This window comes from Bradyrhizobium sp. WSM4872, assembly GCF_055811715.1.
Genome location: NZ_JBVVPT010000004.1, coordinates 161,152 through 179,440 on the forward strand (window position 1 = coordinate 161,152; position 18,289 = coordinate 179,440).

An 18,289-nucleotide genomic window follows, 5' to 3' on the forward strand; every position below is an offset into this window, starting at 1 on the left:
CGCCACCGCCCCGGGGGGGCGACTACGGGGGGGGTTTTGTTGCGAGGGCCCGAACCCCGCAAAGGGGGGGGGCGGGGGTTGCGCCTGGCGGACGTTGGGGAGAGAGTGGAGCAAAGCAAAAGGCGCCTGAGCATTCAGGCGCCTTCTGCACCATGACAAGCGCCACTCAGCTGCGGCCATACCCCGCCGCTTCCAGGATCAAATTCGCCACGTCCTTCGGATGCGACACCAACGAGAGGTGTCCGGCATCGAGCTCGATCGTGGTTGCGTTCATGCGCTTGGCGAGGAAGCGTTCGAGATCCGGATTGATCGTGTAGTCGTTCTTCGATACCACGTACCAGCTCGGCTTCGAATGCCATGCCGCCTCGGTGGTGCGACCGGCAAAGATCGAGGCGGCGGTCGGCCATTGCACGGCGTAGAGCTCCTTGGCCTGCTCCGGCTTCACGCCATTGGCGAAATACTTCAGGAAGGCGTCTTCCGAGAGCTTGGTGTAGCCGTCGCGCTCAATGATGCCGGCACGCACGGGGCCGGTCGGGAATTGCTTCGACAGCGCGACAAAATCCTCGCTGGCATCGGGCGCACGTGCGGCGACATAGACGAGACCGGTGACCTTCGGATCGGTGCCGACCTGGCTGATCACGGTGCCGCCCCAGGAATGCGCGACCAGCACGGTCGGCCCCTCCTGTTCGGCCAGCACGCGCTTGGTCGCCTCGACGGAGTCCGCAAGCGACGACAGCGGATTTTGTACGGCAGTGACGTTGAGGCCAGCGGCCTGAAGGATCGGGATCACCTCGGACCAGCTCGAGCCGTCGGCCCATGCGCCGTGCACCAGCACGACGTTCCTGGCCTTCACGGTCTGCGGCGTCTGCGCGTGAGCGAGGCTGAGCGGGGCCGCCAGCAGGCTCGCGGCGACGAAAAAGCTGCGCCAGAAAGTCATGATCGTTCTCCGTCTTGTTTTCGGTTCGATAGCCAAATGACGACGCGCGGGGCGACGGCGTTACGCCAATTCACCGCTCTGTGATGCGGTGCAACACCCCAGCAACGCAGTCCAGCAATCGCTGACGTCCCGGCAAAGGCCGAGACCATCGGCGCAGGGAAGGTATGGCGGATATCCCGTTCGGTATTCCGTCCCCGCACGATTCTAGGTCTCGCGGTAGGATTTCCTGGTTTCGCGGGGACGAGGAGAGCCGAACAAAAACAAAAAAACGCCCCGGGGCACCGGGGCGTTTTCGCAACCTGGAAGTGACGTCCGTGATTTACGCGGCTACGGAGTTCTCGATCACCTGTGCGCCCTGCGCACCGGTGTTGATCGCGATCTGGCGCGGCTTCTTCGCTTCGGGAATCTCGCGGACGAGGTCGACATGAAGCAGCCCGTTTTCGAGCGAGGCGTTCTTCACCTGCACGAAGTCGGCAAGCTGGAAGGCGCGCTCGAAGGCACGCGCGGCGATGCCGCGGTACAGCACTTCGGCCTTCGAGTTCTCGTTGGCGACTTTCTCGCCCTTGATCGTCAGCGTGTTTTCCTTCGCGACGATGGAGAGCTCATCCTTGGCAAAGCCCGAGACCGCAACAGTGATGCGGTAGTCGTTCTCGCCGGTGCGCTCGATGTTGTAGGGGGGATAACCGGGGCTGCCGTCCGAACCGGCCTGGTCGAGCAGGTTGAAGAGGCGGTCGAAGCCCACGGTGGAACGGTAGAAGGGGGTCAGGTCGTAGGTACGCATGGTCAAGTCCTCCATTGAGCGACTGTTTGAGTAACCCGCCCGCCAATCGGGCCGGGCTTTCGTCTGTGTGCAGCCTGATGTTCCGGTTCCGAAACACTGGTAGCGGCCTGCACCAAGGTGATATGGGTTGACGAGAACGGCGTTCAAGAGGGCGGATACTTGGCCTTTTCGGCGCTCCCGCCCCCTGATTTGCAGCACTTCGTGCCCAAGCCCTCCCCATCATGACGCTGGTCTCGATACCATCCAATCCCGTTCCCGAAGACGTCGTCAGCGGCACCATCAAAACCCCTGATGGCGTCGAGCTGCGCTTTGCGCGCTGGGCGCCGCCGGCGAACCGCAAGGGCACCGTCTGCGTCTTCACCGGACGCAGCGAGCAGATCGAAAAGTATTTCGAGACCGTGCGCGATTTGCGCGACCGCGGCTTTGCTGTGGCGATGATCGACTGGCGCGGCCAGGGCCACTCCTCGCGCCGTCTGCGCGATCCGCGCAAGGGCTATGTTCGCGACTTCGCCGATTTCGAGATCGACGTCGAGACCTTCGTGCAGCAGGTGGTGCTGCCGGATTGCCCGCCGCCCTTCTTCGCGCTCGCCCACTCCATGGGCGGCACGGTGATGCTGCGGGTGGCGCATGCGGGCAAGCGCTGGTTCGACCGCATGGTGCTGTCTGCGCCGATGATCGACCTCCCCGGCCGCGCCACCTCGTTTCCGGCGCGGGCTCTGCTGAAGACGATGCGCGTGTTGGGGATGGGCGGCCGTTATGTTCCCGGCGGCAGCGACCAGATCACCGGGCTCAATCCCTTCATCAACAATCCGCTGACCAGCGATCCCGTGCGCTATGCGCGCAATGCCGCGATCCTGGAGGAGGATCCGACCCTCGGGCTGGCGTCACCGACGGTTGCGTGGGCCGATACCGCCTTCCGCGCGATGAACACCTTCAAGGGCAAAAACTACCCGTCCGAGATCCGTCAGCCGATCCTGATGCTGGCGGCCTCCAGCGACACCGTGGTCTCGATCGCGGCGATCGAGGAGTTCGCCTATCATTTGCGCGCCGGGTCCCATCTCGTGATCGCCGGCGCCAAGCACGAGATTCTCCAGGAGCAGGACCGCTACCGCTCCCAATTCTGGGCAGCCTTCGACGCCTTCGTGCCGGGCACGCCGCTGTTCAAGTGAGGATTTGAAGTGAATGGCTGCTGCGCGCGAGGTGCGCTCCCTCGCCTCGCTTAGTTCGCAAGACCCTCATGGTGAGGAGCGCGGAACGCGCGTCTCGAACCATGAAGGCCCGGCTCTCGCCCGCGGCTATCTTTGGAGACGCCCGCTTGTGCGGGCTCCTCAGGATGTGGGCGGCGTGCTTGGGACAGAGCTCGACTACAGCGTTTTCAGATACTCGATCAGATCGTAGCGCTCGTTGTCGTCCTTGAACACGCGACCGATGACGCCGGGACGTTTTTCCTCGCCCGGCTTGCGCTCGAAGGAATGGCCGAGCACGCTGTTGCCCTGGATCGGATCCTTCTCCGAGCCCGCCGAGAATTTGGTTTCACCCGTCTTGCATTTCTCGTCGGCGGTGACCGCAAACCCGACGGTGATGGGATCATAGTCGCGGCGGCCCATGCAGAATTTTTGCGGGCGCTCGCTCGCAGGCTTCAGCAGCCAGTAGAGAGACGGCACCGAACCGTTGTGCAGATAGGGCGCCGTGGCCCAGATGCCGTTCAGCGGCCGTGCCCGATAGCGTGCTCCCCCCACCGGATTGAGGCAGTTCTTGCGCGCCAGATTCCACAATTTCGCCCGCTCGGCGTCCGGAGTCTTCTCGTCGTCCATCCATTTGCGGGCGACGAGATCCACCACCGTCATCAGCCCGAGCGCATATACCATCTCGGTCGGCGAGCTCGCGGTCGAGACGTCGCATTGCCACCATTTCTGGAGGTCGGCCGTATTCACCTTCAGGAAGCCGGGCAAATCGACGATCCTGTTGCTGAGCACGAGCGACTGTTCGGGATCCGTCTTGATCTCGTCGAGAGGGATCGTCACCGCGTTCAGCACCTTGCTGTCGCCGCTCGGCTCCCAATGTCCCGAAGACCAGAAAGCCGGGGTGTCGATCGCCGGCAAATGGCATCCGGAACACATCTCAGCGTAGATCTTGCGGCCATTGTCGATCTTCTTCTGATCGAGCCTCCAATTGTCGCCGAGGATCTGCGAGGGCCATTTCGGCGCCAGCAGGCCGCCGAACTTCGGACCGGTGGAGGGATCTGCCGTCTTGAACGGATCTGGCCCCCTGAGCATGTCCTCGATCCAGCCGAGCGTGTTGATATGAACCGAGGAGCGCCACAGCCTGTCCTCCGGGTAGGCGTCGGACAGGTTGAGCAGCGCGGTCACGCCGAGGGCTTCGCCGGCGTTGCGGATCAGCGGCTGCTCGATCGAGGCGTCGTACTGGGCGAACTTGAACCAAGGCACGGTCCAGATCGGGGGATAGCTGACCGGGGCATCCTGGGCGTGCAGGTTCTTCTCGAATCCCTTGAGCCCGCTCAGCGCGAGATCCTGAGAAAACACCTGATTGCCGATGCGATTGAGAGCGTCGAGGCGACCGAACCCCTCCTCGGTGTCCTGCTGCTGCCTGCCGTTCCAGGTCTTCTTGGCTTCGACCGTCTTTTGCTGGAGCTGCGCCCAGTCGATCAGGAAGTTGCCGATCGCGCTGAGCTTCTGCTTGAGCGCGTTGCGGTCGGTCTTGCTGGCATCGGGGCCGAGCACGCGATCGGCGAAGCGCTGGAAGCGGAACGGCACGTAGAGCGTGTAGGCGATCGACAGGCCGGTGGAGAGCTCGAGCTTCTTCAGGTCGGTCATGGCCGGGCCGCCGTCGAAACGTACGTCCACGCCCTGGTAGTGGATCTGGCCGGTATGGCAGGCCGCGCAGGTCAGCCCGATCTTGTCCTCCTCGCGACGGCCCGTCGCGGGATCGACGACACCGGTCATCCGTGCGAAGCCGACCGGCAGGCCGTCGACGTTCTCCGCCGGCGTCCATCTGGTCGACCAGTCCGGCACCTGCGTCGTCTCGTAGACATTGGCGTAGCCGAAGCGCCGCAGTGACGTCGCGTCGGTCTGGATCGACTGCGGGCTCGGAATGAACCCGAAGCGCTCGAGATAGGCGCTGTCCGTCATCATGCCCGGCCGAGAGAACAGATGCAGGCGCGGCTGCTCCAGGGCCATGAACCATTCATAGGGCACCGGGAAGGTCGCGGTGCCCTGGCTGGCATGGTGAAACCAGTGCCTGTCCTTCAGTGACCAGTTCTGTTCGAGCCAAAAGGCCGCCTTCGTTTCGGGGATCGTGGGCAAGGGCGGCGGCAGGAGATTCACGAGAATTCCCTTTTGCGGCAGCATGGCACGCACCGGGTCGGGGAATTCGGCGACCGCAACGAGCAAGGCGAGACCGAGGACGACGAGCAGGGCCGCAACCTTGAAGGCGCCCCGCACCACGCGCTGGCAGGTCGACACCGGCTGCGAGACGAGCCGCTGGTTGATGCGAGCAGGGAATTGCCGCTCGTTGAACAGAGTGCGCACGTCGGCCACGCTGAGATAGCGGTCCTCACCCGCGCCCTTGCCCACGATCTTCAGGAGGATCGGCCATTCGAACTTCATCAGCAGGGGGTAGTACCAGCGCGCGGCGCTGCCGGCCCGCTTCAGGTTGTCGCGCATGAAGACGCCGATTTCCGAGGCGTTGAGACCGGGCTCAGAGCCGCCGCCGTTCGGATCCTGGTAGTTCCGGCCGAAGCTCGCAAATCGCGCGAGCTCGTCCTCATCGACCTTGCCGTCGACGCCGAGGACGCGCGAGCCGGCACCGCGCTTGTCGAGAGGGCCGCCACGCAACGCGTCGAGCTGCGCGCCCGAAAATATGCTCTTCAGGATGTGACCGAGACCGTTGGCGATGAGCGCGACGCCGCGGACCTGGATGCGGGCCGAGACCTTCTTCAGCCCGGTCTCGCCGCTCGCATTCGCGATCGTTTGCGACAGCGTGCCGAGCGGGACGGTTCCGCCGTCAACAAACCCCTCGCCGACGAGGCCGCGGAGGAATGGACAAGGATTGTTCGGCGAGACCTGGATCGAGGGGTCGAAGGGGGGCTTCGGAGCGGAGTCATGCATGGCCCAAAATCCTGAAAACGGCGAATCGTGAAATACAGACGCGGCGATAGAGCGCGGAAAGTTCTGACAAACCGACAATACATTATACTACTTCAGCGTGTAGCGGAGTGTGGCTGAATTCACTGTCGTGTCAATCAAAGGCGGAGGGGACATTGCCGCGTGGCCGCGGCTGGCCCTCAGGATTCGACGACGCGTTTGACGTCGCTCGAGACCAGGGTCAGTTTGCCGAGCGGCACGCCCGCATTCAAGAGTCCGGTGCGGTAATGGGCGAGGTCCTCGGGCCGCTTCCAGTGGAAATTGCGCAAATGACGGTCGACATTCAGGGTCGGGTAGTTAGCCATGAGCACGCGCGTCGCCTCGACCGCCTCGCCGGCGCGTCCCAATTGCGCCAGCGCCGCGGCGCGGATCGCCAGCGCCTGCAAATGGTTCGGGTTGATGTAGAGCTGTTCCCGGGCCCATGACAGGGTCGCGTCATATTGGCCCAGCAGATAATGGCTGAAGGCGTTCAGCGCGGCCCATTGGTAGCGCGGATCGCTGTTGTCGCGCTGCGCGGCCATCGAGAACAACTCGATCGCCTCGCGGTGCTCGCCGATGGCGAAATGGCAGATGCCGAGCACGCCGCGCGCGCCGTTGTCGTAGGGGTTGAGCGCGACGGCGCGCTTGGCGGCGTCCATCGCGGCCTCGTAATGGCCCTCCAGCGCGTGGGTCCAGGACAGGATCGAGAACGCAAATGACGAACGTGGGTCGAGCCGAACGCTGGTTTCGGCAAGCTTCATCGCCTCGGCCCACATCTCGCGCGTGCCCTTGACCCAGCCGAAGTGGATGCTCTGGATCTGGATCGTGGCGAGATAGGCGTGCGCAATCGACAGCTTGGGCTCGAGCCTGATGGCCTCCCGGAACAGGTCGACGGCGATAGCCAGGTCTTCCTTGGTTTGCCGATAATAGTGCGACAGCCCTTTGAGGAAGCGGTCCCAGGCGGTGACGTCGGTCGAGAGCCGCGCCGGCGCCGAGGCCTCGGCCCGGACGATCTCGGTGGCGATGGCGGCGGACAGGTTGGTGGTGATCTCGTCCTGCATCGCGAAGAGATCGCCGATGTCGCGGTCGTAGCGGCCTGTCCAGAGCTGCTCGCCGGTCTCCGGCGCGATCAGCTCGGCGGTGACGCGGATCTTGGCTCCGGCACGCCGCACCGAACCCTGGATCAGATAGCTGGCGTCGATCTCCCGCGCGATCAGGCGGGTGCTGACGTTGTTACCCTTGAACACGAAGGTCGAGTTGCGGCTCAGCACGCGATAGAAGGATTGCAGCGACAGCGCGTGGATCAAATCCTCGGTCAGGCCGTCGGAGAAATACTCGTCCTGTGCGTCGCTGAGATTGGCGAAAGGCAGCACGCCGACGATCGCGGTGCGATACTGCTGCGAGAGGGCGGATGCCTCCCTCAGCGCGGGCGCAAGCGCCGGTGCACCCTCAGGCGTCCAGGTCCAGACCCCGATCGGATCCTTGATGTTCTTGAAGCGGTGGTTGCCGGCATCAACCAGCGGCACGGTGAGATGCTTGCCGGCCTCCTTGTAGGCCTTGGCCGAGATCGCGAAGCCGCCGGGGCTCGCCACGGATTCGAGGCGGACGGCAATGTTGACATCGTCACCGAAGACCTCGTCCTCGTCGGCGATGACGTCGCCCATGTGGATGCCGAGGCGAAACTGCATGGCGCGATCGGCGGGCAGATGGTGATTGCGCTCCGCCATCAGCGTCTGCATCGCGATCGCGGCCTCGGTGGCGCCGACGATCGAGGGGAATTCCAGCAGGAAGCCGTCGCCGGTGTTTTTGACGACGCGGCCGCCGTGATTGAGGATGATGGGATGGATCGCACTGCGATGGGCCTTGAAGGCGGCATGGGTGCCGGCCTCATCGGTGCCCATCATGCGCGAATAGCCGGCGACATCGGCGCAGACAATGGCAGCCAGACGTCTTTCCATATTCCGGAGCTCCAAGAGACTTGCAAGAGACTTGGAAGAGATCGAGGACCGGCCACGGCGTGGCAGTTGCCTCGAATCCCACGTTCAAAGAACCCGTTCCTTATAGAGCAGATGAGGCTGAGCGAAAGTACGAACCGCATTGCAAATTCGAGGTAAATCCTCGGCAATCCCGGCAGTGGACGGGGACGAGCGAACCCACTAAGCCGGCCTCTTGGGCCATGGTTGGGCGACGGAGGCACGTAACACATGCTGGGCATTCACGAAATCTGGCTCTTCGTCCTGTCAGGCGTGCTGCTCAACATCACGCCGGGGCCTGATACGGTCTATGTGATCGGCCGCAGCATGCAGCTGGGCTGGCGAGGTGGCGCCGCGGCCGCGCTGGGCATCAGTTGCGGCTGCTTTTTCCACGTCGCGGGCGCAGCGATCGGCCTTTCGGCCCTGCTGATGGCCTCGTCGACCGCGTTCTCGATCCTGAAGCTGGTCGGAGCAGCCTATCTCGTCGTGACCGGGCTTCAGATGCTATGGTCGCGCCCGGTGCCGGCCTCGGCCATCGACGAGCCGGTGCAAAGCTCGCTGCGGCGGGTTTTCCTCCAGGGCGTCTTCACCAACGCGCTCAATCCCAAGGTCGCGCTGTTCTTCCTGGCCTTCCTGCCGCAATTCGTCGCAGCCGACTCGGCGCACAAGCCGCTCGCTTTCCTGACGCTCGGCCTGATCTTCATCTGCACGGGAACGCTGTGGTGCCTGGTGCTGGCGGCGTTCGCGGCAAGGGCCGCCCACCGCTTGCGGAGCTCCGAAGGCGCGGTCGCTTGGGTCAACCGTGCCCTCGGCGGCCTCTTCATCTATCTCGGTATCCGCGTCGCCATGCTGGAGACGCGGTAACGCCCTTTACGCGAATTCCTTCAGCAGGGCGCTGCCGGCGAGATAGAGGCCGAGCAGGATCATCGCGATCAGGAACCAGCGGCGAAACGCTTCCGCCGGCATCCGCGCCCGCACCGTTTGCCCGATGTACATGCCGGCAAACGCGCAGGCCATGCCGACGGCGCCCGGCACCGCATTGGCCGGCGTCAGCAATCCGTCCGCGGTGAGATTGAAGGCGAGCGCCAGTGTCGCTGTCGTGAAAAACACGCCGAGCGCCTGCACCAGCTCGTCCTTTTCCATGCCGATCGCCTGCATGAATGGCATCGAGGGGATCACCTGCACGCCGGTCGAGGCCGAGATCACGCCGGTGACCACACCGACCACGCCGCCGACCCATTTCTCGTTCTTTGGCGCAACGTGGAACTGGAATTTGTTCAGCCCGATGATCGCGTAGACGACCAGGAGCACGCCGAGCACGATCGTGCCGTAGCGCGCATGTGGGCCGGTGAGCGCGCCGGCATTGAGCCAGCACCCGATCACGGTGCCGATCATCAGCGGCCACAGCCGCCTCAGGATGTCACGCAGATGGGGGCCGACGAAAGTCTGCCAGATGTTGGTGACGATGGCGGGCACGATCACGATGGCGATCGCGCGGCTCGGCGCCATGCTCACCGCGAGCAGGCCCATGGACACCGTCGGCAGCCCGAGCCCGACCACGCCCTTGACGAATCCGGCGATGAGGAAGACGGCGGCGATGAGAATGAGGAGCGGGTCGATCATATCTGCACATTGACCGATGCGGCGCGCCGGCACAATCTGTAGGTTGCGGAGAGAGCCTTCGTCTAGAGCGAAGGCTGAAGGGGCCCGGGATGCGCTTCGACCTCGTCGACCTCCAGCTGTTCATCGCGGTCGCCGACCAACGCAGCATCACCCGCGGCGCGGAGCGGTCGCATCTGGCGCTAGCCTCAGCCAGCGCACGCATCAAGGGGCTGGAGGATGCGCTCGGCGTCGCCCTGCTCAAGCGCGGGCGCCGCGGCGTTGAGTTGACCTCGGCCGGCGAGAGCCTGCTCGATCACGCCCGTCTCGTCATTCACCAGATCGACGCCATGCGCGGCGATCTCGCCGGCTTTGCCAGCGGCGTGCGCGCGAGCGTGCATTTCCTCGCCAATACCTCCGGCCTCTCGGAGCATCTGCCGAAGGCGCTCGCCGGCTTCCTGCGCGAGCATCGCGACGTCGCCATCGACATCGAGGAGCGCGAGAGCACCGACATCGCGGCCGCGATCACTGCGGGCGCGGCCGATCTCGGCTTCGCAGCCGAGCATGCGCTGCCCGATCACATCGAGCGATTCGCCTTCAGCGAGGATCGCCTGACGCTGGTGACGTCCAGGCGCGGTCCGTTCGCAGGCCGCCGCGCGATCGATTTCCAGGAGGCGGGCGCTTGCGACTTCGTCGGGCTCACCAGCGCCACCGCGCTTCAGGTGCATATTTCGAAGCACGCCGCCCGGCTCGGCATGCGGCCGCATTACCGTGCGCGCCTGCGCGACTTTGATGCGATCTGCCAGATGGTCGCCGCCGATGTCGGCGTTGCCCTGGTGCCCGAAGCCGCGGCCCGCCGCTGCGCAAAACTGATGCCGCTCGCCATGGTCCGCCTGCGCGATAGCTGGGCCAACCGCAAACTCGTGATCTGCGCGCGAAGCTTCAAGACGCTGCCGCGCCCGGCGAAGATGCTGGTGGAGCATCTGCGGGCGGCGGCAGTGTGAGCTGTGCGCTACTTCGCCGTCTCCACCCCGGCGTCCTTGATCACCTTCGCCCATTTCTTGGTCTCGTCCGCGATGAATGTGCGAAAATGCTCTGGCTCATCGCCGACCAGCGTTGCGCCTTGGGCGGCGAGCTTTTCCTTCACCGCGGGATCCGCCATCGCCTTCGTGGCGAGGGCATGCAGCGCGGTGACGATCTCCTTCGGCGTGCCCTTCGGCGCAACCATGCCGTACCAGTTCTCGATGCGCAGATCGGCAAAGCCGGCTTCCGCCGTGGTCGGCACGTCAGGCGCCGTCGGCGAACGCTCGGCGGAGCCGACCGCGATCGGCCGCAGGGCGCCCGCCTTGATCTGCGGCAGCAGCACGGGGAGATCCAGAAACGTCAACTGCACCTGCTGGCCCAGCAGATCGTTCACGGCGGGAGCGGCGCCGCGATAGGGCACATGCACGATGTCGATCTTTGCGGTGAGCTTGAACAATTCACCGGCGAGATGCGGCAGGCTGCCGGGGCCGGAGGAGGCGAAGTTGAGTTTTCCCGGCTGCGCCTTGGCGAGCGCGATCAATTCCGCGATGTCCTTTGCGGGGACGTTGGTGGCGACAACGAGCATTTCCGGCACGGTCGCAACCAGCGTCACCGGCGTGAGGTCGTTGAGCGTATCGTAGGCGACCCTCTCCATGCTCGGGCTGATCGCCAGCGCGCCGGCGCTGGAGATCGCGATGGTGTAGCCGTCAGCTGCAGCCTTGGAGACGGCATCGGTGCCGAGCACGCCGCCCTGGCCGCCGCGATTGTCGATCAGCACGGGCTGTCCTGATAGCTCCGACATGCGCTGGCCGATCACCCGCGCGATGATGTCGTTGGGGCCGCCGGCCGGGAACGGCACGATCAGCTTGATCGGCTTGGCCGGGAAACTCTGGGCGCAGGCCAGCGTCGGAAACAGAAGCAAGGCCGCGAGAAGGAGCTTGCGACAGTTCGTCATGCAGGCTCCTGTATCGCCTATCCGTTGAGCAGTTTCAGTGCTTCTTCGTGAACCCTGGCGTCGCCGGCTGCGACGATGCGGCCGCCGCCCTGCGCCGGCTTGCCTTCCCAGGTGGTGACGACGCCGCCGGCGCCGGTCACGATCGGGATCAGCGCTGCGATGTCGTAAGGCTTCAGCTCGGTCTCGACCACGAGATCGACGTGACCTGCCGCCAGCATGCAATAGGAGTAGCAGTCGCCGCCATAGCGCGACAGCCGCGCGCCCTTCTCGATGCGGCCGAAGATGGCGCGGTCGCGCTCGTTCATCAGCAGCGGGCTGGTGGTGTAGGTCGTCGCCTCCGACAGCGAAGCACAGCGCCGGACCTGGAGCCGGCGCTCGCCGGAGGGGCCTTTATAATGTGCCGAGCCGCTGTCGCCGGAAAAGCGTTCGCCGATGAAGGGCTGGTGCATCATGCCGTAGACCGGCGTGCCCTTGTGCAGGAGCGCGATCAGCGTGCCCCAGATCGGAAAGCCGCCGATGAAGGATTTGGTGCCGTCGATGGGGTCGAGCACCCAGACATAGTCCGAATCCTCGCGCTCGTTGCCGAACTCCTCCCCGACGATGCCGTGCTGGGGAAAGTTGGCCTTGATCAGACGCCGCATTACCGCCTCCGCGGCGCGGTCGGCCTCGGTCACGGGGTCGAAATCCTTGGTCTTGCTCTTGTCCTCGATCGACAGCGAGGTGCGGAAGAACGGCAGGATGGTTTCGCCGGAGGCGGTGGCGAGCCGTCCGATGAAGGCGGAGAAATCGATCACCGTCACGGCGTATCCTCAAAAAGCGAAAGTCGGGTGAAGCTCACTCCTGCCTAGCTCAAATCGGAAGAATCGTGCAGCGCTGTCTTGCTCTTGCACCCTGGTATTTTGGATGCGGGAAGCGTTCGCCTCGTCGAAGACATCCGCTGGGCAAATATCGATCATTGAGTTGAAACCTTAGTTCCGGGCTTGCCTTGTTCGTATGCAAATGACTATCAACCCATTGAATTTCCTTATCAAAGGAACTGAATCTGGGTTTCTCTGGAAGCAACCGAGCTATGTCCTCATTGCATGGGAAATCGCTCGAAAGCCCTTGCACTTTGTGCGTCGCGGCCGCATATTGTTGCGGTGCGGTAGCGCTTCTCGCGTTACTGCTGCCCTCCTTGGGCGTTTCCTCCCTAGACTTGGGCCGCTTCTTCATTAGAAGCGGCCCTTTTTTCTTTCAGCCTCTCATTTCTTTCAGCGTCGGCTTTCATTTCAAGGCGCGCCGCGAAACGCGCTCGCGCTGATCGCACCCAACACAATCGTTCCAAGGAAACGTCGCGCCTATTCCGCCGCGGCCTGGAACGGGCCGAGATCGCCGAACGGGACCGTGGTCGCCAGCACGTCGGCGAGCACGCCGAAGTCCGACGCCACTTGCGAAAAGCGCGGACTGCGCTCGCGCCGCCGTTCGTCCATGTAGATTGCGCGGTTGAGCTCGAGCTGCACGGCGTGCAGGCCACTGGCCGGGTTGCCGTAATGCTCGGTGATGAAGCCGCCGGCATAGGGCTTGTTGCGGCCGATCGAATAGCCAAGCCCGGCCATGGTCTCTTCGACCCGATCGGGCAATAGCGGCGTGCAGCTCGTGCCGTAGCGGTCGCCGATCACGATGTCGGGCCGGCGCGGCTCATCGCGGGAGACGCCGACCGAGGGCATCGAATGGCAGTCGACCAGGACCACGGTGCCGAACATCTGGTGCACCTTGTTGATCAGCCGGCGCAGCGCGCGATGATAGGGCTTGTATAGCGTCTCGATCCGTCCCAGCGCGTCGTCGACCATGATGCGCTCGCGATAGATCTCCTGGCCGTCGCCGACCACGCGCGGAATGGTGCCGAGCCCGCCGGCGACCCGCATCGAGCGGGTGTTGGCAAAGCTCGGCAGGCGCCCGGTGAACATCCGGGGATCGAGCTCATAGGGCTCACGATTGACGTCGACATAGGAGCGCGGAAAATTGACCCGCACGGTCGGAAAGCCGCGCTCGCTGAGATGGCCGATCAGCTCGTCCATGAAGGAATCTTCGGAACGCCGCAGCGTCGGCAGGTCGATCCTGGAGGCGCTGAGGAATTCGTCCGGATAGGTCGAGCCCGAATGGGGCGAGTTGAAGATAACCGGCGCGCGCCATTGCGCGGGCTCAACGATCTCGAACGCTGGCGACTTGTCGCCGTCAAACCGGGTCATCTTCTCAGGCTTCATCCCTTGGTGTCAGGCTTCGTCCCTTGGCAATCAGGCTTTGCCTCTCGGTATCAGGCTTCGCCCTTAGCGCCGCACGATCCAACAAGCCCCGGCACCGGTCTCAACGCATTGATTCGGCCGATCAGGCGGCTCTTATGTGTCGTCATTGTCCGGAATCGCAACCATCCTGCCAAGCGAAAAGATGAGATCTGCGCTGGAACATGTCTTAACCCTGCGGGCAGCGAGATGGGGACCAGCAGGTACGGCTCGATTGCTTCGAACTGCTTTCAGGTTCACAAGGGGGCCGGCAAGCACAGCCGGCTCAGGGTGAATATTTTCACCCCATATTTACCCTCCGTCGGGCTTAGTGACCTCTGCTGATATCCTCTGGGGATTCGACATTTCCGCCATGCCAAAGATCCTGCTCGCCGAAGACGACAACGACATGCGCCGTTTCCTGGTCAAGGCGCTGGAAAACGCCGGTTTTCAGGTCTCGTCCCACGATAACGGCATGGCCGCCTACCAGCGGCTGCGGGAAGAGCCGTTCGAGATGCTGCTCACCGACATCGTGATGCCGGAGATGGACGGCATCGAGCTCGCCCGCCGGGCCTCGGAACTCGACCCCGACATCAAGATCATGTTCATCACCGGCTTCGCCGCGGTTGCCCTGAACTCGGATTCGGACGCCCCCAAGAACGCCAAGGTGCTGTCCAAGCCCGTGCATTTGCGCGAATTGGTCAGTGAAGTGAACAAGATGCTGGCGGCCTAAATCGGCCCCCTTCCGTCCTTGCACCGGCTCCCCTGAGCCGTTATAGGGACCCGACCCGATCTAGACGACATCTAGGGCGCGTAGCTCAGCGGGAGAGCACTACCTTGACATGGTAGGGGTCACAGGTTCGATCCCTGTCGCGCCCACCATCCTTCGCTCGCGAAGCGAGAGAAGGATGTCGCGCCGAAGCCCAACGGGCGCAGGCGGACTTTTTGCCGCGAGCTTCGGCTCGGCAAGCCGCAATCTTCGCTCGCGAAGCGAGTGAAGGATGCCACGCCGAAGCCCAAAGGGCGCAGGCGGGCTGCCGCCGCGAGCTACGGCTGGGCAAGCCACCAATGTCATTGCGGCGAAGCGTGTCCGGCGTAGCTCGAAGAGCGTAGACGGACGTTTCGTCGGGACCTCGGTCCCGCACGCCACAACCTCCTATAGCAACATCGATGTGCTACCGTCGTCTCAGACGCGGGGCCGCCCATGAGCATTTCCGTCATCGAGCAAGCAAAGATGCAGGCGCAGGTGCTCGTGCCCCTCGTCAAGGCGCTCCAGGCCGAGCTCGGCGAGGCGCGTGCCAACGCGCTGGTGCGCAACACCCTCGGCGATCTCTATCGCCATTTCGGCGAGGAGTTCTGGAAAGCCAAGAACGAGAGCGATCTCGGCAAGGCGGTGTCGTCGGCGTTCAAAACCTACGCTCGCGACGACGCGCTCGCCTATGACATCATCGAACAGTCGCAGGATTCACTCGCCTTCGACGTCACGCGCTGCGCCTATGCCGAGTTCTACAAGGCGCTTGGCGAGCCCGAACTCGGCTTTCTCCTGATCTGCACCGCCGACTTCGCGGCCGCGGAAGGTTTCGGCTCCGACGTCAAGCTCACGCGGACGCAGACGATCATGCAGGGAGCCGGCCATTGCGACTTCCGCTACCGGCGGGATGGAGAGGGATCACAGTGAGGAACACCAGATGATGCGGGTGAGCTGTCTTGCCGTGGCTGCGCTGGCGCTGATTGCGTCGCGGGCCGACGCAGCCATCATCGACTGGCAGGCTGAGCTCCAGCGCTGCCGCGCGCTGCGCGAAAGCGTGGCGCCACTGCTGCAGGCCGGCCAAGGAATATCCGCAGTCGGCCGCTCCAATACGGCCGTGCGCCGTTGCATCTGGATCCAGCGCCGGGCGGTGCGCAAGAAAATCCCCGGCGCGGAGACCTGGTAGCTACGCAGATCGGCATCTGCCCATCTCTGAACAGACGTGTCCGAAAAGACGTGTCTGCAAAAGACTTGCCTGAAATAGACTTGGACCCGCGCGCGATCGTCTCCATAATCGACGCGGAAAGTGCATTGCTGCGGCAATCAACCCGCCAACAAAAATGCGGCACACTGCAAGGGAACTGGAGACGCCGATGTTCAAAACCCCGAGCCCGAAATTCGTGATGGCGCTCGCCGTCGTCACAGGCCTCGCGATGGCGCAAGCACACGCGGATTCGTCGCTGCCGGTGGGCCCGAAAGTCGGCGATCAGGACCTGTCCGGCTTTTATCGCTGGTCCCAAGCCCTCCCCGAAAGTCCCGGCGTGGTGCTGCGCAAGGAGCCGATGCTGGCGCAGCCGGAGATCACGAGCGCCGCTGTCGCCGAACGCATCCTCTACACGTCGACGGATCTGCGCTGGCATGCCGGTATCGTGCCGGTGAGCGGTACGGTCTACCTGCCCAAGGGCGAGCAGCCGGCCGGAGGCTGGCCGCTGGTTGCCTGGGCGCATGGCACGCTCGGCGTGTCGGATTCCTGTGCGCCGTCCTGGACCGGGCACAAGCCGCGCGATGCCACCTACATCCAGCGCTGGCTCGAGAACGGGTTTGCGGTGGTGGCGACCGATTATCAGGGGCTCGGCGGAGCGGGACCGCATCCTTATCTGATCTGGGAGGCGGAAGGGCGCTCCGTGCTCGATGGCGTGCGTGCCACGCTTGCCGAATATCGCGACAAGCTCGCTTCAAAGGTTTTCGTCACAGGACAATCGCAAGGCTCGGGCGCGGCCATGGGCGCGACCGTGATCGCGGAAAGCTATGCGCCCGACGTGCCGCTGATCGCCACCGTGGCCACGGGCCTGGTGTCCACGTTCCCCGATGGTCCCTACAAGCCGCCGCAGACGACCGCGATCGCCTCGCCGATCTATACGTCGCTGATGCTGCTCGGCGGCTCGTTGCCGGATGGCGCGCCGTCGGCCGACGATCTCGTCTCCGACAAGGGCAAGTCGGTCCTGAAGGCGGCGCGTGAAAGCTGCACGCCTGAGATGCGCGAGGTCGCGCGCAAGGACGGCATTGCCGCCGAGAACGTCTATGTCGAGCCCATCGCCAATGTGATGGCGCGGCTGACGCCGATCACGGACATGAAGGCCGTGCGCCTGAAGGTGCCAGTGCTGCTCGGGACCGGTCTTGCCGATTCCACGCTGGTCCCCACGCGGCAATATGCCGAAGTTGCGGCGCTGTGCGCGGCCGGCAACGACGTGGTCTGGAAGACCTATCCCGGCGCGACACACAATGGTGGCCTCCACGCGGCCTTCCCGGATGCGCTCGCGTTGTTCCGCGGCATGCTCGCCGGACAAAAGCCGCAGGGCAATTGCGCGGGAATTGCCGAGCCCGGTGCTCCGGGCGAACCGGAGAAAGGCCTCGCTTTCAACGATTAACTCACCAGATACTTCGTCACCGCCGCCTCGTTCCACGCGATCCCGTTGCCGGGCTCCTCGCCCGGCAGCGCAAAGCCGTCCTTGATCTGCAAACGGGTCGCCAGCACCGCGTCGGCCCAGTCGACATATTCCAGCCAATGCGCGGTCGGCGTCACGCACAAAAGATGCGCGCTGATTTCCGAGAACAGATGAGTTGACATCTCGATCCCGGCGGCGTGCGCCAGCGCGGCGGCGCGGACCCAGCCGGTGACGCCGCCGATGCGCTGCACGTCGGGCATCACGTAGTCGCAGGCTTCCGCTGAGAGCGCGGTCTGCATCGCGAAGGCGCTGTCGAAATTCTCGCCGATCTGGACCGGCGTGCGCAGCGCGTCCGCGATACGGGCGTTGCCCTCATAATCGTCGTGACGAATCGGCTCCTCGATCTAGGTCAGGCCCTCATCGTCGAGCATCTCGCCGCGGCGGATGGCCTCGGTGACCGTCAGCGCCTGGTTGTAGTCGCACATCAAGGTCACGTCGTCGCCGACGGCCTTGCGCACCGCCCGCACCACTTTCAGGTCTTCCCGCGCATCGGGACGGCCGACGCGGATCTTCGCGGCCTGAAAGCCCTCGGCCAGCAACTTGTGGGCTTCCTCCACCGCGGCACCCGCCGGCATGATGCCGAGCCCCTTCGAATTGTAGGCCCTGACCGGTTTCGGTGTGCCGCCGAGCAGGCGCGCGAGGGGCAGGCCGCGTGCGCGCGCCAGCGCGTCCCATGCCGCCATATCGATGCCGGATTGCGCCAGCCGCTGCAGGCCAGCGAGCCCCAGTAGCGTGAAGCGCTGGGTCAGCTTGCGCTCGATCTCGAACGGCAGCAGCTCGTCGCCCGCAAGCAGCTCTGACATTTCCGCGACCATCGCCGCCAGCGGCTTCAAGGCCGATGGGGTGATCGAGAACAGATAGGCGTGGCCGGTTGCGCCCAGGTCGGTCTCGCAGTCGATCAGCACCAGCGGCGCCTTTGCGACCGCCCCAGTCGAGGTCTGTAGCGGCAGTTTCATCGGCACGATCACGGAGCGCGCACTGAAGCGCTTGATGCGGATGGTCTCGGTCATTTGCTGGATCTCCCGGCGGAGTGAGTACAGATTAACGCCGATCTTTAAACATTCGCGATGAAACGAAAAGCGGCTTGGCGCGACCACCATGAAATGGGGTTGCGCGGGAGCGCGTTTATTGGCTCTGTGCCGCAAAT

15 protein-coding genes, 1 tRNA gene and 1 pseudogene are annotated in these 18,289 nt (G+C 64.2%); 8 read left to right on the forward strand and 9 right to left on the reverse strand.

The window, feature by feature from the left end:
* Nucleotides 1-166: 166 nt before the first annotated feature.
* Together AC0L3C_RS08275 and AC0L3C_RS08280 are read right to left on the reverse strand one after the other, a co-directional pair.
* Nucleotides 167-937 (reverse strand): alpha/beta fold hydrolase, encoded by a 771-nt coding sequence (locus AC0L3C_RS08275; RefSeq protein WP_473265666.1) that lies wholly within the window; start codon nt 935-937, stop codon nt 167-169.
* A gap of 319 nt (nt 938-1,256) precedes the next feature.
* On the reverse strand, nt 1,257-1,718 hold the full coding sequence (locus tag AC0L3C_RS08280; protein ID WP_007597127.1) for an Hsp20 family protein: 462 nt from the start codon (nt 1,716-1,718) through the stop codon (nt 1,257-1,259).
* A 221-nt stretch (nt 1,719-1,939) separates the two neighbouring features.
* Here AC0L3C_RS08280 and AC0L3C_RS08285 point away from each other — a divergent pair, with 221 nt between their 5' ends.
* The gene (locus AC0L3C_RS08285) at nt 1,940-2,887 is read left to right on the forward strand and encodes an alpha/beta fold hydrolase (RefSeq protein ID WP_018453339.1); all 948 of its coding nucleotides are present in this window, start codon (nt 1,940-1,942) and stop codon (nt 2,885-2,887) included.
* A 195-nt stretch (nt 2,888-3,082) separates the two neighbouring features.
* On the opposite strand, the gene AC0L3C_RS08290 is transcribed toward AC0L3C_RS08285, so the two are convergent.
* Together AC0L3C_RS08290 and AC0L3C_RS08295 are read right to left on the reverse strand one after the other, a co-directional pair.
* On the reverse strand, nt 3,083-5,845 hold the full coding sequence (locus AC0L3C_RS08290) for a di-heme-cytochrome C peroxidase (protein WP_473265667.1): 2,763 nt from the start codon (nt 5,843-5,845) through the stop codon (nt 3,083-3,085).
* A 176-nt stretch (nt 5,846-6,021) separates the two neighbouring features.
* Entirely contained in the window at nt 6,022-7,818 is a 1,797-nt protein-coding gene (locus AC0L3C_RS08295) for an adenylate/guanylate cyclase domain-containing protein (protein WP_473265668.1), read from the reverse strand.
* A 246-nt stretch (nt 7,819-8,064) separates the two neighbouring features.
* On the opposite strand from AC0L3C_RS08295, the gene AC0L3C_RS08300 reads away from it, so the two are divergent.
* Nucleotides 8,065-8,697, forward strand: coding sequence for a LysE family translocator (locus AC0L3C_RS08300; RefSeq protein ID WP_473265669.1), 633 nt, complete (start codon nt 8,065-8,067; stop codon nt 8,695-8,697).
* A gap of 6 nt (nt 8,698-8,703) precedes the next feature.
* On the opposite strand, the gene AC0L3C_RS08305 is transcribed toward AC0L3C_RS08300, so the two are convergent.
* Nucleotides 8,704-9,456: a sulfite exporter TauE/SafE family protein gene (locus tag AC0L3C_RS08305; RefSeq protein WP_473265670.1), complete on the reverse strand. Its 753-nt coding sequence runs from the start codon at nt 9,454-9,456 to the stop codon at nt 8,704-8,706.
* A gap of 89 nt (nt 9,457-9,545) precedes the next feature.
* Here AC0L3C_RS08305 and AC0L3C_RS08310 point away from each other — a divergent pair, with 89 nt between their 5' ends.
* Nucleotides 9,546-10,436, forward strand: coding sequence for a LysR substrate-binding domain-containing protein (locus tag AC0L3C_RS08310; RefSeq protein ID WP_368507023.1), 891 nt, complete (start codon nt 9,546-9,548; stop codon nt 10,434-10,436).
* A gap of 8 nt (nt 10,437-10,444) precedes the next feature.
* Here AC0L3C_RS08310 and AC0L3C_RS08315 read toward each other — a convergent pair whose 3' ends face one another.
* The 3 genes from AC0L3C_RS08315 to AC0L3C_RS08325 all read right to left on the reverse strand — a co-directional run bounded on the left by AC0L3C_RS08315 (nt 10,445) and on the right by AC0L3C_RS08325 (nt 13,638).
* On the reverse strand, nt 10,445-11,410 hold the full coding sequence (locus tag AC0L3C_RS08315; protein WP_473265671.1) for a Bug family tripartite tricarboxylate transporter substrate binding protein: 966 nt from the start codon (nt 11,408-11,410) through the stop codon (nt 10,445-10,447).
* 17 nt (nt 11,411-11,427) lie between these two features.
* On the reverse strand, nt 11,428-12,210 hold the full coding sequence (hisN, locus tag AC0L3C_RS08320; protein ID WP_473265672.1) for a histidinol-phosphatase: 783 nt from the start codon (nt 12,208-12,210) through the stop codon (nt 11,428-11,430).
* Between the two features lie 537 nt (nt 12,211-12,747).
* Entirely contained in the window at nt 12,748-13,638 is an 891-nt protein-coding gene (locus AC0L3C_RS08325) for an N-formylglutamate amidohydrolase (RefSeq protein WP_473283588.1), read from the reverse strand.
* A 403-nt stretch (nt 13,639-14,041) separates the two neighbouring features.
* Here AC0L3C_RS08325 and cpdR point away from each other — a divergent pair, with 403 nt between their 5' ends.
* The 5 genes from cpdR (at nt 14,042) to AC0L3C_RS08350 (ending at nt 17,064) form a co-directional block, all read left to right on the forward strand.
* Complete coding sequence (cpdR, locus tag AC0L3C_RS08330) at nt 14,042-14,401, forward strand: cell cycle two-component system response regulator CpdR (protein ID WP_007597092.1); 360 nt, start codon at nt 14,042-14,044, stop codon at nt 14,399-14,401.
* 74 nt (nt 14,402-14,475) lie between these two features.
* Nucleotides 14,476-14,550 (forward strand) — tRNA-Val (locus AC0L3C_RS08335).
* Nucleotides 14,551-14,872: 322 nt separating this feature from the next.
* Complete coding sequence (locus tag AC0L3C_RS08340; RefSeq protein WP_473407640.1) at nt 14,873-15,346, forward strand: L-2-amino-thiazoline-4-carboxylic acid hydrolase; 474 nt, start codon at nt 14,873-14,875, stop codon at nt 15,344-15,346.
* 10 nt (nt 15,347-15,356) lie between these two features.
* On the forward strand, nt 15,357-15,602 hold the full coding sequence (locus AC0L3C_RS08345) for a hypothetical protein (protein WP_473265675.1): 246 nt from the start codon (nt 15,357-15,359) through the stop codon (nt 15,600-15,602).
* A 187-nt stretch (nt 15,603-15,789) separates the two neighbouring features.
* Complete coding sequence (locus tag AC0L3C_RS08350; protein WP_473407641.1) at nt 15,790-17,064, forward strand: lipase family protein; 1,275 nt, start codon at nt 15,790-15,792, stop codon at nt 17,062-17,064.
* Here AC0L3C_RS08350 and AC0L3C_RS08355 read toward each other — a convergent pair.
* Nucleotides 17,061-18,152 (reverse strand): annotated as a pseudogene (locus AC0L3C_RS08355) (enolase C-terminal domain-like protein). The gene AC0L3C_RS08350 and the pseudogene AC0L3C_RS08355 overlap by 4 nt on opposite strands.
* Between the last annotated feature and the right edge of the window lie 137 nt (nt 18,153-18,289).